The organism is Enterobacter cloacae complex sp. R_G8 (assembly GCF_024599795.1).
Classification (GTDB): domain Bacteria; phylum Pseudomonadota; class Gammaproteobacteria; order Enterobacterales; family Enterobacteriaceae; genus Enterobacter; species Enterobacter dissolvens.
Window position 1 is genome coordinate 1,982,178 of record NZ_CP102246.1, and the last position, 14,993, is coordinate 1,997,170.

The 14,993-nt window shown below is 55.3% G+C and carries 17 protein-coding genes; 13 read left to right on the forward strand and 4 right to left on the reverse strand.

All coding sequences use genetic code 11. The annotated features are described in order from the left end of the window. Positions 1–179 precede the first annotated feature (179 nt). Entirely contained in the window at positions 180–1,658 is a 1,479-nt protein-coding gene (locus NQ842_RS09365) for a flagellin (RefSeq protein ID WP_063425953.1), read from the reverse strand. Between the two features lie 300 nt (positions 1,659–1,958). Here NQ842_RS09365 and fliD point away from each other — a divergent pair, with 300 nt between their 5' ends. Genes fliD through fliT form a run of 3 tightly spaced genes read left to right on the forward strand, consistent with a single transcriptional unit; the run spans position 1,959 to position 4,236 of the window. Beyond that, positions 1,959–3,470, forward strand: coding sequence for a flagellar filament capping protein FliD (gene fliD, locus NQ842_RS09370; RefSeq protein ID WP_063425951.1), 1,512 nt, complete (start codon positions 1,959–1,961; stop codon positions 3,468–3,470). A gap of 45 nt (positions 3,471–3,515) precedes the next feature. Further along, positions 3,516–3,923: a flagellar export chaperone FliS gene (gene fliS / locus NQ842_RS09375; protein ID WP_045292589.1), complete on the forward strand. Its 408-nt coding sequence runs from the start codon at positions 3,516–3,518 to the stop codon at positions 3,921–3,923. After that, positions 3,916–4,236 carry a flagellar protein FliT gene (gene fliT, locus NQ842_RS09380; protein ID WP_063425949.1) on the forward strand — a complete coding sequence of 107 codons (321 nt, stop codon included), beginning with the start codon at positions 3,916–3,918 and terminating at the stop codon, positions 4,234–4,236. Before fliS ends, fliT begins: the two co-directional genes overlap by 8 nt. Positions 4,237–4,378: 142 nt before the next feature. Here the strand turns inward: fliT and NQ842_RS09385 are convergent, their stop codons facing one another. The 3 genes from NQ842_RS09385 to flgA form a co-directional block, all read right to left on the reverse strand. Continuing rightward, complete coding sequence (locus NQ842_RS09385) at positions 4,379–4,822, reverse strand: flagella synthesis protein FlgN (protein WP_118282890.1); 444 nt, start codon at positions 4,820–4,822, stop codon at positions 4,379–4,381. A 17-nt stretch (positions 4,823–4,839) separates the two neighbouring features. Then, positions 4,840–5,133 carry a flagellar biosynthesis anti-sigma factor FlgM gene (gene flgM, locus NQ842_RS09390; protein ID WP_014832525.1) on the reverse strand — a complete coding sequence of 98 codons (294 nt, stop codon included), beginning with the start codon at positions 5,131–5,133 and terminating at the stop codon, positions 4,840–4,842. 69 nt (positions 5,134–5,202) lie between these two features. Further along, complete coding sequence (flgA, locus tag NQ842_RS09395; protein ID WP_118282889.1) at positions 5,203–5,901, reverse strand: flagellar basal body P-ring formation chaperone FlgA; 699 nt, start codon at positions 5,899–5,901, stop codon at positions 5,203–5,205. 248 nt (positions 5,902–6,149) lie between these two features. Here flgA and flgB point away from each other — a divergent pair, with 248 nt between their 5' ends. From flgB to flgK, 10 genes are all read left to right on the forward strand, one after another. Continuing rightward, entirely contained in the window at positions 6,150–6,560 is a 411-nt protein-coding gene (flgB, locus tag NQ842_RS09400; RefSeq protein ID WP_014832523.1) for a flagellar basal body rod protein FlgB, read from the forward strand. Positions 6,561–6,566: 6 nt separating this feature from the next. Continuing rightward, entirely contained in the window at positions 6,567–6,971 is a 405-nt protein-coding gene (gene flgC, locus NQ842_RS09405; protein WP_014832522.1) for a flagellar basal body rod protein FlgC, read from the forward strand. An 8-nt stretch (positions 6,972–6,979) separates the two neighbouring features. Further along, positions 6,980–7,687 (forward strand): flagellar hook assembly protein FlgD, encoded by a 708-nt coding sequence (locus tag NQ842_RS09410; RefSeq protein ID WP_163280580.1) that lies wholly within the window; start codon positions 6,980–6,982, stop codon positions 7,685–7,687. 26 nt (positions 7,688–7,713) lie between these two features. After that, on the forward strand, positions 7,714–8,901 hold the full coding sequence (flgE, locus tag NQ842_RS09415) for a flagellar hook protein FlgE (protein WP_257256776.1): 1,188 nt from the start codon (positions 7,714–7,716) through the stop codon (positions 8,899–8,901). Between the two features lie 9 nt (positions 8,902–8,910). Next, a complete protein-coding gene (locus NQ842_RS09420; RefSeq protein WP_014832519.1) occupies positions 8,911–9,648 on the forward strand; it encodes a flagellar basal body rod protein FlgF in 738 nt (245 codons plus the stop codon). 19 nt (positions 9,649–9,667) lie between these two features. After that, on the forward strand, positions 9,668–10,450 hold the full coding sequence (gene flgG, locus NQ842_RS09425) for a flagellar basal-body rod protein FlgG (RefSeq protein WP_063412396.1): 783 nt from the start codon (positions 9,668–9,670) through the stop codon (positions 10,448–10,450). Positions 10,451–10,512: 62 nt separating this feature from the next. Continuing rightward, positions 10,513–11,199: a flagellar basal body L-ring protein FlgH gene (locus tag NQ842_RS09430; protein WP_014832517.1), complete on the forward strand. Its 687-nt coding sequence runs from the start codon at positions 10,513–10,515 to the stop codon at positions 11,197–11,199. A gap of 1 nt (position 11,200) precedes the next feature. Next, positions 11,201–12,328, forward strand: a complete 1,128-nt coding sequence (locus tag NQ842_RS09435) for a flagellar basal body P-ring protein FlgI (RefSeq protein ID WP_043951663.1) — start codon at positions 11,201–11,203, stop codon at positions 12,326–12,328. Continuing rightward, on the forward strand, positions 12,328–13,254 hold the full coding sequence (gene flgJ / locus NQ842_RS09440) for a flagellar assembly peptidoglycan hydrolase FlgJ (RefSeq protein ID WP_257256777.1): 927 nt from the start codon (positions 12,328–12,330) through the stop codon (positions 13,252–13,254). The genes NQ842_RS09435 and flgJ overlap by 1 nt, the downstream gene beginning before the upstream one ends. A gap of 93 nt (positions 13,255–13,347) precedes the next feature. Beyond that, positions 13,348–14,985, forward strand: coding sequence for a flagellar hook-associated protein FlgK (gene flgK, locus NQ842_RS09445; protein ID WP_257256778.1), 1,638 nt, complete (start codon positions 13,348–13,350; stop codon positions 14,983–14,985). Positions 14,986–14,993 lie beyond the last annotated feature (8 nt).

A 14,993-nucleotide genomic window follows, 5' to 3' on the forward strand; every position in this document is an offset into this window, starting at 1 on the left:
CTGGCATTTGCCAATAAAAATACGCGTGAATGTGTGCGCATATTTTTTTCATCGGAGATAAACGGAATCACTGAAATATTTTGTGGGTAACCTTTTGCGTATTACCTCAATGACAAGATAGGGATATAAAAAAGCCCCCCGCAAGGGAGGGCAACATAATGATATAAAGGCAATACAGATTAACGTAGCAGGGACAGGACGTTCTGCGGAACCTGGTTTGCCTGGGCGAGAACGGACACACCGGCAGACTGCAGGATGTTCGCGCGGCTCATGGCTGATACTTCCACGGAGAAGTCCGCGTCCAGCACGCGGGAGCGCGCTTCAGAGGTGTTGATGACCGTGGTGTTCAGGTTAGCGATGATAGAGCCAAAGCGGTTCTGGATCGCACCCAGATCGGCGGTGAAGTTGGTCACCTGTGTCATCGCTTTATCCAGTTTATCCAGCAGCTGGCTAGAATCTTTCAGGATGGCGTGCTTTTCCTGCTCTGTTGCGGCTACCGCTGTAGCGGTACCACCCGCTGTCGCAGGATCCCAGGTAAAGCTTGTGATGGTACCGTCTTTATCCATCGCAAACAGCTTAGTATTTCCGCCATCATCTTTGGCACTGAATATTTGCATTCCAGACGTTGCTGCGTCTTTGCCTGCAAAAAGGTCCTGTGAAATTTTGTCAAGAGCAGCCTGATCCAGCTCTACGTCGCCGCCAACAGCCGGAATTGTGCTACCAACGCCTGCAGATTCAATATCGGTTAGCGTTTTAACGCCATTTTTCAGGATATCTTTATCGAGCTCGGTGATTGCATCTTTTTTGGTAATCGCACCATCCAGTTCTGCTGCCGTACCGGCGGCATTGGCCTTAAATGAAACATCTAACTCGACAGATTTATCTTTATTGTTATTATCGATAGCAAAGAAACGCAGATTACCTTTGCCGTCATCCACCGTTCTGACTTCCAGATCGGCTACAGCAATACCAGCAGCGGTAGCAAATTTAGCCTTTTCTGTTGCATCTAAAGTATATTGCGCTGCTGTTCCGAGGCCGACATCAAAGGCGGCTGGCGTGGTGGAACGATCGGTACCCGCAACTGTAAACTCAGAATCCTTCGGCGAACCATCGATAATCTTTTCGAAGTCTTTACCAAAAGCTTCCAGACCCAGGGAAGAGAGGTCCATCTTCGGCAGGTTGATATCAATAGTTTGGCCATCTTTATCGCCAATCTGAATGGTCAGCGATTCGCGGGAGCCGTCCAGAACGTTGACGCCGTTAAAGTTAGTTGTTTTGGAGATACGGCCAATCTCTTCCAGACGGGCAGTGATCTCTTTTTTGATAGACGCACGGTCATCTGCGGAGTTGGTGTCGCTTTTCGCCTGAACGGTCAGCTCACGGATACGCTGTAAGTTCTCGGTTACTTCCTGCAGTGCGCCCTCGGTGGTCTGCGCCAGGGAGATGCCGTCGTTGGCGTTACGCGCTGCCTGGGTTAGGCCACGCACGGTAGAGGTGAAGCGGTTAGAGATTGCCAGACCTGCCGCATCGTCTTTTGCGCTGTTAATACGCAGACCAGAGGAGAGGCGCTGAATAGCGGTACCCAGAGAAGACTGGGATTTATTCAGGTTGTTCTGAGCCATCAAACTCAGGGCGTTGGTATTAATGACCTGGGCCATATTGATATCCTTTTAAATTGATAACTAACGTATGAGATATGCGTTCGTTGCCTCGCATAACTCATTCATCGGAGGAATTAAAAATTGGCTAAATTATTTTTCTGTCTTTTTTGTTATTAAAGGAAATAGCATCAGTATTGTGGTCTTTTCTTCGAATCGTAAAATCAATCTATTAATAAGCGCAAAGGTATGTGTTTTTTACCTGATGAGATTGTTCGCGATTATGCAAAAAATTAAACTGATCGATGAAATTACCGATGACAATGAATATCGGATAATCATTTATTACGGAGTAGATTTATGGCTGTTAATTTCATGGGTGTTGGGTCCGGCTTACCTTTTGACGAATGGCTGTCGAAAGAGCGTGAAGGCCAGATGCAGAAACTGAACCCCTATCTGCAAAAGCAGAGCAGCTATCAGGGGAAGATTTCTGCCTGGGGCAGTATTAGCAATTCGCTGGATGCCCTAAAAAAGAATATGGAAAAACTGGAGGAAGAAGGTTTTAACGGTGTCAGCGTTGGTGATAATAAGTCCTTCAAGGCAACGGCAGGTAAAGGGGCGATCCCCAACAGCTATTCTGTCATTGTTGAACGACTGGCAAGGGCGCATCAGCTTTCCTCTTCGGTACAGGATAGCCAAAGTAAACAGCTTGGCGATACCTCGGTGAGTCAGCGTACGCTGAAAATTACGACCGGTGGAAAGACAATGGAGGTCGTGCTGAAAGATGATGAAACCTCTCTTGCTCAGATAGCCAAAAAAGTGAACGACAAAAACGGCGATGTCACAGCGCAGGTGATGCCCGCCGAAGGCGATAAATTTAAACTGGTGTTCACCTCGAAAAAAACAGGTGAAGACGGAGAGATGCAGATTGAGGTTGTAGGTGATGACACACTTAACGATGTGCTGAAATCTGCCGGGGCAGAATCTAATCAGCCAGGCGAACCCGGCTATGATCCTACTAAACCTGCGCAGGTGACGCCTGCAGATAACGCTCTCATTCGTATCAATGGTGAGAAGGTTGAACGCAGCGCAAATACCATCACCGATGCCATTACCGGGATCACGCTTGAACTCCGTGAAGTCTCTGAAAAAGACAGTAAAGATGAGTTCAAACCAGAAACTCTCGCGATCACCGCCGACACGTCGAAAGTGAAGAGTCTGATTGAAGAATTTGTTAAAAATTATAATGCCTATCTCAACACGGCAGCGTCTGTAACCAAATATAAAGCCCCTGATAATAACACCAACTCGGATTCACTGCCGATTCAGGATCCCAATAATGGCGCACTGTTCAGTGACGGTACGCTACGTCGTTTGAGCAGCCAGCTCAAATCAACCGTATCCGGCAACTACGGTGAGGCCAGCGAAGTTATCCAGTCACTGGGGATGCTGGGGATCGCGGTAAAGTTTGAAGAGGTGAAGCCGGGGGAGGAGCGTAGCGGCACCCTCGGGGTTTTAAGCATCGATAATAAAAAGCTGGATGAAGCCCTGAAAAATAACCCCGAAGAGGTGGAGGCGCTGTTTCTTGGTAAGGGAGAGGCGCAGGGGCTTAAGGAACGTTTAGAGGATGTGTTTAAAACCTACCTCGGCGACAGCGATTCTATTCCGCGTGATGAAGGGGCGATTAACGTCAACCTCAAGTCGCTGCGTGAGCAGGATACCCGTGTCGGTAAACAGATTGCTGCGGTTGAAAAACGTATCGAAGAGGCCATGCTGCGCAGAGAAAAAGAGTATATGCGTCTGGATAAAGCCATGAGTGATATGAATAGCATGAATTCCCGATTACAGAGTTCTCTGGCGGGCTTGATTTAACTTTCAAACAACACCGGGCAGTTCGCTGCCCGGCAGGATTTGACGATGTACACCAAAACGGGCAACAGTGCCTACACCGCTGTCTCACTGGACAGCCAGATCACCGGTGCCACGCCGCACCAGCTGATCGTCCTGCTCTACGACGGGGCGATCAACGCCATGAAGCGGGCGGAGATTTATTTCCAGTCCGGCAATATCGCCCGACGCGGTGAGATGATTTCCCGCGCCATCAATATTATCGACAACGGCCTGCGCGCCGGGCTGGACCACGAGAAGGGCGGGAAAATCGCCGAAGAGCTGGAGAGTCTGTACGAGTATATTTCGCGCACGTTGCTGGAGGCAAATCTCAACAAATCCGGCGAAAAGCTGCCGCACCTCATCGCCCTGATGACCGGCATGGCGGAAACCTGGCAGGCCATTGCGCCACAGCAAAAGCAGGTGAAACATGGATAAGGACATCATCGCGCTGATTGAAGAACTGCTTATCAGCAACACGAAGCTGCGTCAGCAGGCTGAGGTTGGCGAATGGGATCTGTTTCTTGACGAGTCTGTGGCGTACACCATGGGAATGAGAACGCTGTGTGATATCGATTTAACCCTGCTGGCACAGCACAACAAAGCGCCCGTCAGCGCTCAACTGGCGACGCTGCTGGAGCACGACGCCCTGTTAACGCAGGCTATTCAGGGCCGTCTGACCACCATCAGCACCGAACTCTCCGCCATGCGTAAATCCCGCACGATGAATAAAGCCTACACGGCTGTTTAAATTCTCCCCCCTCACCCTAACCCTCTCCCTCAAGGGAGAGGGGATTGTTCTGTGCGGTTTTTACCTCTGGTGCAGGTCTGCCTTTTTTCCAAAAAAAAGCCCACCAGAGGTGGGCAAAAGAGGACAACGCAGACAGGAACGATCAGATACTGATGTTGTACTTGCGGCCAGAAGGCAGTTGGCTGGATTCTCCTGCCGGGCCATAGAGCGCGTTTGCATGACCCACATGGTCGATAGCCTTGCGGATATGCTGATTTTTCTTCATATGACTTTGCAGCAGTGATTCCACCTTTTGATTCAGCGCCTTGGTGCTGCGCACCTTCTCATGCACCTGCTGCCAGCTGGCAAACAGCTTACCGAGCCCCGGGTAGGGGGCTTCTGTGCCACAGCTCTGCTCCTGCTGGCGGCGCATGTCGTCGTAATACTGGAGCGTCGTCAGCAGCTGGTTTTTGTTGTCGGCCAGCACCTGCAGCGACACCGGGTTGATCTGCGTGCGGTTGAGCTGATTGACCTCTTCAATCATGATCGCCTCCAGTTCATCCAGAGACGTTTTCATCTGCGTGAGTATCGGATAAAGCTTGTCCATAAGGGGCCTGTTAACAATTAAAACTGAAACATGTCCTGCACCATCGCCTGAGCAATTTTCTCAGGTTCAATGCGCAGAGTACCTGTCGACAGCGCGGCGCGAAGTTCATTGACGCGCGCGTAATCCACATCGCGGCTGTCGTCGGTCTGGATCTTTTTGGTTAATTCGCTCAGGGTGACGTTCGTATTGTCGCGCTTGTCTGAACGTGTTGCGGCAGCGTCACGTTCCTGAGGCTGCGTACGGGCGCGCAGATCCTGAGTCGGGGCGATTTTCGCAATCGGCGCGGTGGTCTGGCTGCTGTTGATGCTCATGGTTGTCCTCGCAAATCAATTTATATACTCAATACTTCTTTCATCGGTGATTCACAGAAAACCTAAAATTTATTGTTGAGAAATGATCATCACCTGTCCGTCAGCACCGACTTTGCCGCTCACGGTGCGTCCGCCCGAGGTTTTTACCTTCAATACGTCGTCCACCGACGCGTTATTCAGCGCCTTGCCCTGGCTGCGAATACGAAAGCCGGAACCGGTGGTGACCAGGTCCACCGTCTGCCCGGCACGCAGCCGCCACTGCTGGCGCAGCTGGTTTTCTAACAACGGTTTACCGGCGTCGATGGCGCGCGTGAGGCGCTGACCAATAATCGCGTCGGCGTTAAAGATTAAGCCGCCGGGCTGGTTGTCCAGAATGCCGGTAACGGGCTCAATGTCGCTGCGCTGCACAATCGCGCCACCGGGCAGGCTCTGGCTGGCAATCCACCAGGTGCCCTGGGCGCTAATGCGCACCGGCAAAAAGTGCCGACGTGCGCCGCACTGGGCCAGCACCGTGCGTTTGCCGGTCAGACGACTATCGCGCCCCACCAGGCTCAGATCCGGGTTCTCACACACGGCAGCCAGTTGTGCCGGGGTAGCGAGCAGGGTCGCGGTGCGCACAATCTCGCTGCCGCTCTCGGGCTGTTTGATCAGGGCGTCCAGCTTAAGCATCAGGCGCTGCTTCGCCGTCTGGTCAGATGGCACGCTGGCTGCAGCGGAGGCAGAACAGAGCAAGACGGCTACCGCCGTGCTGAATAATCGGAGCGTCATCTTATTGCCTTAATAAAAAATTTACTCTATAAAAGGTGGCTAAATTATATACGCAGAGTCGGGTCTTTTATTGCCTTAAATAATGACACTTTTGTCGCCATTTAAATTCATCGACGTTTTAACGCACTCTTCATTATTTCTATTTCCCTAAATAGGCTTATTTCTGTCGGGTCTTCGCAGTGTGATATTTCACCCGTGCTGACTACACTATCGCAGTTTAAATAACGCGAGACAGGAGTCCTGTTGTCATGAATAAACTTGATGACGCCTTTCGCTTTCAACAGCAGGCGTTAGGTTTGCTGTCGCGCCGTCAGGATATATTGGCTTCAAATATTGCGAATGCCGACACCCCTGGCTACCAGGCGCGAGATATTGATTTTACTCAGCAGTTAAAAAACGCCATGGAAAATAACACCATGGCGAAATCACCCGTATCACTGGCCTTAACGTCAAATAAGCATATTGAAGGTAAAGCGATGCCGTTTGACGACAGTCAACTGCTTTATCGCATACCGGACCAACCGAGTGCCGACGGCAATACCGTGGATATGGATCGTGAGCGCGTCAATTTTGCGGATAACGCCGTGAAATATCAGTCGGGACTGACGTTCCTGGGCGCGGATATTAAGAAAATGATGACTGTGCTCAGTCAGGGGTAATAAACGATGTCGCTTTTTAGCGTATTTGATATTTCAGGCTCGGCGATGGCGGCTCAATCCCGCCGCCTCAACGTCAGCGCCAGCAATATGGCCAACGCCGACAGCGTGGCGGGGCCGGACGGTCAGCCGTACCGCGCCCGTCAGGTGGTGTTTCAGGTCGACAACCAGGTCGGTCAGGAGATTGGCGGCGTACAGGTCAGCGACGTGGTGGAGAGTAGCGCCCCGGATCGCCTGGTGTATGAGCCAGGTAATCCGATGGCGGATGAACAGGGCTATGTACGCATGCCCAACGTCAATGTGATGAACGAGATGGTGAACACCATTTCAGCCTCACGCAGCTACCAGGCCAACGTGGAAGTGATGAACTCCGCCAAAAGCCTGATGCTGAAAACACTCACGCTTGGTCAGTAAGGACGAATATGGCGGTCTCTTCGATTAACAACAACAGCGGCGCAGGTGACACCGGTACCGGCAACAGCGCGGCGGATCTGTCGAACCAGTTTATGACGCTGCTGGTGGCGCAGATGAAAAACCAGGATCCCACCAACCCGATGGACAACAACCAGCTCACTTCACAACTGGCGCAGTTCAACATGGCGGCGGGTGTCGAGAAACTCAACAGCTCCGTGGCCGGCGTGCAGGCGATGATGGTCCAGCTTGGCAGCATGAGCGCCTCCTCCTGGATAGGGCGCAGCGTGCTGATCGAAGGGGAGGCGAAAGTCTCCTTTGGCGAATCAGGTATTGGCATCACCCAGGAAGGGGTGGAACAGCCGGGCGGTTCGGACGATTTCCACTTCGCCCTGTCGGGAGATGCCGAAACGGTGACCGTCACGCTGGAGGACAGCGAAGGGAATGCCTACACCGCCGAGCTGAAAAACGTCAAGCAGGGGATGAACACCTACAACCTCGACGATCTGGAAAACTTCAAGCCTGAGCCGGGGCCGCCGCGCGATCGCGAATATACCCTCTCCTTTACGGCCAGTAACGCAGAAGGCGATAAGCCGGAAGTCTACGGCCTGATTCAGGAGCAGGTGAAGGGGGTCACCATGAGTCCGAGCGGACCGATTCTGCACCTGCTGGACCACGATCCGATTTCGATGGGCGATGTTTACGTCATTCAAAAATAATCTTTTTTACTTTCTGGAAATTAATTATGGGTTTTTCACAAGGTCTTAGCGGCCTGAGTGCCGCAGCAAAAGCGCTGGACGTGGTGGGCAACAACATTGCCAACTCACAGACCGTGGGGTTTAAAGCAGGCTCCGTGTCATTTGCCGATATCTTCGCGGGTGCGACGGGGATGGGGGTACAGGTTGCGGGTGTGGACCAGAATTTTGGCCAGGGCGGACCCGCGACGGGCGGTTCGGCGCTGGATATGATGATCAATGGCAACGGTTTTTTCCGCATGGTCGACGAGGCGGGCAGCGTGTTCTACGGGCGCAACGGCCAGTTTAAGGAGAATGAGAGCGGGTTTATTATCAACAAAACAAACGGCATGCTTTTAACCGGCTACCAGGCGACAAACGGCGTGATTAACCCGGGTGCCCAGGTGGGACCGATTCAAATTCCTAAAGACGATATGCCTGCGGCGGCGTCTGAGAACGGAACGCTGAAGGGTAACCTGAAGTCAGATGAAAAGATCATCACCGACGCCTTCAACAAGGATGACGATAAAACCTACAACTACACCAGCGAAATTCAGGCGACCGATAGCCTGGGGAATAAGCACGCGGTTAAAGTCTATTTTGTCCATACGGCAGAAGGACAATGGAAAGCGTATGCCGAGGACTCCACCTCTTCTGATGGTATGGTCAACATTGATCTGAGTTTTGACACCAGCGGCAATATCGTGGGTGCGGCGGAAATGACCGTCCAAGGCAAACCCTATAATGGCTCGGCAGCACTGGAGCTTAAGCTGGATCTGACGGGACTCACCCAAAATGCCGGGGATATGCAGGTCCTGGTGGGAGAGATCGACGGTCAGGCGCCGGGTAAATTCAACGCTTATGAAGTGAGCGACACCGGCGAAGTGATCGCCATCTACAGCAATGGCAAACGTCAGACCGTGGCGCAGGTAGTGCTGGCCGATTTTGCCAACGTGGGCGGTCTGGCGCAGCAGGGGAACAACCTGTGGGCTGAGACGGCGCAGTCCGGCCAGCCGTTCCTCGGTACCTCCGGTACTGGCAGCTTTGGCGATATCACAGGCGGCATGCTGGAATCTTCCAACGTGAACCTGGGCGACGAGATGGTCAACATGATCGTCTACCAGCGCAACTACCAGTCCAACTCACAAACCATCAAAACCCAGTCTGAAGTGCTGCAGACGCTGGTTAACCTGCGTTAAGGCTGAACGATGGATCGCGCTATCTATACCGCCATGAGTGCCGCCAATGCGGCGCTCAACCGCCAGGCGGTCACCTCAAACAATCTGGCAAACAGCTCCACCGCAGGCTTTCGCGCCCAGCTGGCGGCGTTTCGTTCCGTACCCATCGAAGGGGAAAGCCTGCGCACCCGCGCATTGGTGGCGGAGTCAACGCCGTTTCACGACACCACCATGGGGCCGATTACCCATACCGGCCGCAGCCTCGACGTGGCATTGCCGCAGAACGGCTGGCTGGCGGTAGCGATGGACGACGGCAGCGAAGGCTACACCCGCAACGGCGCTATCGAGGTGGATCAGGATGGGGCGCTCAGCGTCAACGGCCGTCCGCTGATGGGCGACGGCGGGCCGCTGGAAGTACCGCCGCAGTCGCACGTCACCATCGGCAGCGACGGTACCGTCTCGGCGCTCGGCATGGGCGATGACCCGACGATGCTGGTGCCGGTGGGTCGCCTCAAGCTGGTCAACGCGGAGATGAACAGCATGGTTCACGGCGATGACGGACTGTTCCGCACCGCGGGCGGCGAGATGCTGGCGCAGGACGAAACCCTGCGCCTGACGCCGGAGGCCATCGAAGGCAGCAACGTCAGCCCGGTACAGGCCATGACGCAGATGATCGCCAACTCCCGCGGCTTCGACATGAACATGAAGGTGATCCGCACCGCCGACGAAAACGCCCAGAAGGCCAACCAGCTATTAAGCGTGAGCTAAGGCCGCGCAAGGAGTCACTATGATTCGTTCTTTATGGATCGCAAAAACCGGGCTGGAAGCACAGCAGCTCAATATGGACGTTATCTCCAACAACCTGGCGAACGTCAACACCAACGGCTTTAAGCGTCAGCGCGCCGTGTTTCAGGATCTGCTCTATCAGAACATGCGTCAGCCTGGCGCGCAGGCGACCGAGCAGAACACTCTGCCAAGCGGTCTGCAGCTGGGCACCGGCGTGCGTCCGGTTTCCACCCAGCGTATTCACACCCAGGGCAACATGAACCCAACCGGGGATGAGTACGATGTCGCCATCGAAGGTGAAGGCTTCTTCCAGGTGCAGATGCCGGACGGCAGCACCGCCTACACCCGTGACGGCCACTTCTCGAAAAGCCCGGACGGGCAGCTGGTGAATGCCGAAGGCTACCCGATCCAGCCAGGGATCGTGATCCCACAGGATGCCACCAAACTGAATATCGGCAGTGACGGTATTGTCAGCGTGAAGGTGCCGGGTCAGGCGGAAGAACAGCAGATTGGCCAGCTGACGCTGACCACCTTCGTCAACAATGCGGGTCTCGAAAGCATCGGTGGCAATCTCTACAAAGAGACCCAGTCCTCCGGCGCGCCGAACGAGCTGAACCCGGGCATGGAGAGTGCGGGCACCCTGAAGCAGAGCTACGTGGAAATCTCCAACGTCAACGTGGCGGAAGAGCTGGTGACCATGATTCAGGTGCAGCGCGCTTACGAAATCAACAGTAAGGCGGTGTCGGCATCGGATCAGATGCTGCAGCGCCTTTCCCAGCTGTAATCCTCTCTCTGGCCGCTCGCGCGGCCAGACATTTTATCGACACTGAAATGAAAATATTGTCTATGCACATTCCGGCGGCCGCGCTGCTGGCAAGCACGCTGCTGCTCGGCGGCTGCGCGCACATTATGCAAAAGCCCCTTGTTGAAGGTCCGACAACGGCAACACCATTACCGATGGCACCGGCAGCGACCGGCGGCTCACTGTTTCAGGCCGGGCAGGGGATGAACTACGGCTATCAGCCGATGTTTGAAGACCGCCGCCCGCGTAACGTGGGCGACACGCTGACCATCCTGCTGCAGGAGAACGTGAGCGCCAGCAAAAGTTCCTCCGCCAGTGCCAACCGTAATGGATCGGCCGGTATGGGGCTGATTGCGGTACCCTCAAAACTCAACAGCTGGCTGGGCGATGGCAAAGCGGATTTTGAAGCCGAAGGCAAAAATGATTTCGCAGGCAAGGGCGGCGCGGCGGCGCGCAACACCTTTACCGGCACCATCACTGTGACCGTGAAAGAGCTGCTGCCCAACGGCAACCTCGGCGTGGTGGGTGAGAAGCAGATCGCCATCAACCAGGGCACCGAATTCATCCGCTTCTCCGGGGTGGTGAACCCGCGCACCATCAGCGGCAGCAATACCGTGCCGTCCACCCAGGTGGCGGACGCTCGCATTGAGTATGTCGGCAACGGCTACATCAACGAAGCGCAGAACATGGGCTGGCTGCAACGCCTGTTCCTGAACCTTTCTCCTTTCTGATATGACCATGAAAAAAGAATCTATCCTGTTTTTTCTCAGCATCCTGCTCTACGGCATGACGCTGGCGGTACCTAAAGTGGTACACGCGGAACGTATCCGCGATCTGGCGACGGTGCAGGGCGTGCGTTCCAACTCCCTGATGGGCTACGGCCTGATTGTCGGTCTTGACGGGACCGGCGACCAGACCATGCAGGCGCCGTTCACCGGCCAGAGCCTGAACAACATGCTCTCGCAGTTGGGGATCACCGTTCCGGCGGGCACCAATATGCAGCTGAAAAATATCGCGGCGGTGATGGTCACCGCCGAGCTGCCGCCGTTTGCCCGTCCGGGCGACAAGCTGGACATTGTGGTCTCCTCGGTGGGCAACGCCAAAAGCCTGCGCGGCGGTACGCTGCTGATGACCCCCCTGAAAGGGGCGGATAACCAGATCTACGCCATTGCCCAGGGCAACATTCTGATCTCCGGTGCGGGCGCGCAATCGGGCGGCAGCCGTGTGCAGGTGAACCAGCTTAACGGCGGACGTATCAGCGGCGGAGCGACCGTGGAGCGGGAAGTGCCGAACGATTTCGCCACCCAGAGCATTGTGCGCCTGCAGCTCAACGAGACTGACTTCTCGCTGGCGCAGCAGGTCAGCGATGCCATTAACCAGCGCTACAGCGGCGGGGCGGCGATACCGGAAGATGCCCGCACCGTGCGCCTGTTCGCGCCGCCGGACGGTCCGTCCCGCGTGCGTTTCCTGGCCGACATTCAGGACATTCCGCTACGGGTGAACGTGCAGGACGCGAAGGTGATTGTGAACTCGCGTACCGGCTCGGTGGTGATGAACCGCCACGTCTCGCTCGACTCCTGCGCGGTGGCGCACGGCTCGCTGACGGTAGAGGTCATGCAGAACAACATTATCAGCCAGCCCGATACGCCATTTGGCGGCGGGGAGACGGTGGTGGTACCGCAGACCGATATCTCGGTGCGCGACAGCGGCGGTTCGCTGCAGCACGTGCGCAGCAGTACCGATCTGAACGCGGTGATCCGTGCACTGAACAGCCTGGGTGCCACGCCAAACGAGCTGATGTCGGTTTTACAGGCAATGAAAAACGCCGGCTGTCTGCGGGCGAAGCTGGAGGTGAACTGATGAACGCCTTCGACAAGCTCGATCAGCCCGCCTTTGATGTCCGTTCGCTGGATACCTTAAAACGGGAGGCCGGGCGGCAAGCGCCCGGCGCACTGAAAGCGGCGGCAAAGCAGATGGAGGGCATCTTCGTGCAGATGATGATGAAGAGCATGCGCGATGCCACCTTTAAGGACGATCTGCTGAGCAGCCAGTCTTCCGAGATGTACACCGCCATGCACGATCAGCAGGTTGCACAGAATATTGCCGGGAGTGGTCAGCTCGGCTTTGCCGATCTTATCGTCCGCCAGCTGGGCGGCGAGCGTGAGGCACCTGCCGCAACGGTGAGCACGCCGGGACGCGACTTTATACGACCGGATCTTGCTTCGGCGCCGGCCACCGGGCCACTTCGCCTGCCTGCGCCGGTGTCGTTCGCTAAACCGGCGGAAGGGGCGCATCCGTTTATTGCCCGTCTGCTGCGCCCGGCCCAGGCGGCCGCGCAGCAAAGCGGGCTGCATCCGCACCTGATCCTCGCCCAGGCAGCGCTGGAGTCCGGCTGGGGCAAGCGCGAAATCCCGGCGGCGGATGGCCGACCGAGCCACAACCTGTTCGGCATCAAAGCGACCGGCGACTGGCGCGGCAAAACTACCGAGATCACCACCACCGAATACCTCAACGGTGTGAAGCAGAAGGTGAAAGCCGCGTTCCGCGTCTACGACTCGTACGAGCATGCACTGGCGGACTACGCGAAGCTGCTGACAAAAAATCCGCGCTATCGCGGCGTGGTGCAGTCCGGCTCGCCAGAGCAGGGGGCGAAGGCGCTGCAGGCGGGCGGCTATGCGACCGACCCGGCGTACGCCAAAAAGCTCATCACCATTATTCAGAAGGTGAAAGGCGATATTCAGCAGGGTGTGAATGCCTATAAACACGATCTCGATAAAATTTTTTAGAGAATTTTCTAATCACCGATGAAATAAGCAGAGACATGAACTTTCTGGCCCGGACGCGAACCCGGGCCTGCAAACAGGGAATATCCGGATCTTATGAATAACTTATTTAACCTGGCGAGAGGCGGCCTGAGCGTTGCACAGGCGGCACTGCGCGTGACGGGCGATAACCTGACCAATGGCCTGTCCGGCACCTACAGCCGCCGCAGCCTGATCATCGGCGAACTGGGCGGCATGACTACCGGGCAGGGCTTTTTCGGTTACGGGGCACGCGCCGGTGGTGTCGAGCGTGCGTACGACGCGTTTGCCAACAATCAGTTGCGCGGATCACTTTCTCACTTCGCCGCACTCGCGGGGCGAAATGAACAGCTGGCGGACATCGATAATATGCTGGCCGACGAGTCCGATAACGTTTCGGTCTCAATGAACGATATGTTTACGGCCATGGCAAATCTGAGCAGTGATCCGTCTGATCCTCCGGGGCGAGTCGCGGTCTACACCTCCCTGGGTACGCTGGCGAATCGTTTTAACGCCAGCGCCAGGCGCCTGACCGCGCTGGAAAAGAGCACTAACACCCAGATCGAACAGAGCACCAAAGATATTAACAGCTACACCCAGCAGCTGGCGGAGCTGAACAAACAGCTGGAACGTGCCCAGGGGAATGGCGCTCCGCCTGCCGACCTGCTCGACCAGCGCGATGCGCTGCTGGAAAAGATGAGCGAACACATTGGGATCACGGTGACCGAAGACAAAACCTCGGGTCGGGTTGACGTGCTCCTGTCTGACGGTCGTCCGCTGGTTTCCGGGGACAGAGCGTATAAGCTGCAAACCTCGCTCTCGGATAGCGATCCCAATAAAACCATCGTCTCCTACGTGGATGCGAACGGTAAAGCCTCGCCGCTGGATGAAAGCAGCATCACCAAAGGTCGCCTGGGCGGGTTGTTTAAATTCCGTAACGAAGACCTGACCGTTGCCCGTCAGGAGCTGGATCAGATCGCCTTTAAAATGGCGAACCGCATGAACGAGCAGCATGCGCAGGGCTATACGCCAGACGGAAAACCGGGTGGGGATCTCTTCTCCCTGGCAGATATCAAAGCCTATGCCAACGCGAAAAACACCGGGACCGGCAAGCTTGAGGGGATAACCGTCACCGATTACAAAAAGGTGACATCGGAAAATTATACCCTCATCAGTGATGGTGCGGGTGGATGGACCGTCAAAGGCGCTGATGGACGTGATGTCTCGGCTACTGTCGTTGGGGGTACGCTTAGCTTTAACGGAATTGAGATCGATGTATCAGGGGGAGGGTTTGCCAATGGCGACACCTTCACCCTTAACCCGATGGCAGGTGCTGCGGAAGGGATAACCCGCAACATCGCCAGCGCACAGGAGTTTGCGACAGCGGGGGATAAAGATGGCGGTCCGAGTGATAATAAGAACCTCGATGCGCTGCGCAAAATTCAGGATGAAAAGCTGATTGGTGAAAACACGTTAACTGAAGCCTATGCCAGCCTGGTGGGAACCATTGGTGACCATGCGCGCGGCGTGAAATCTGAGCTTGCCAGCGCCGAAACGGATTTCCAGACCAAGTACGACACCAAGCAGGCCCTCTCTGGCGTCAATATGGACGAAGAGTACATCAACCTGGATATGTTTAAGCAGTATTACAACGCCAACGCGCAACTGCTGAAAACCGCTACCGATATGTTTGATGCCCTGCTGTCTATCCGATAAGGAACCGA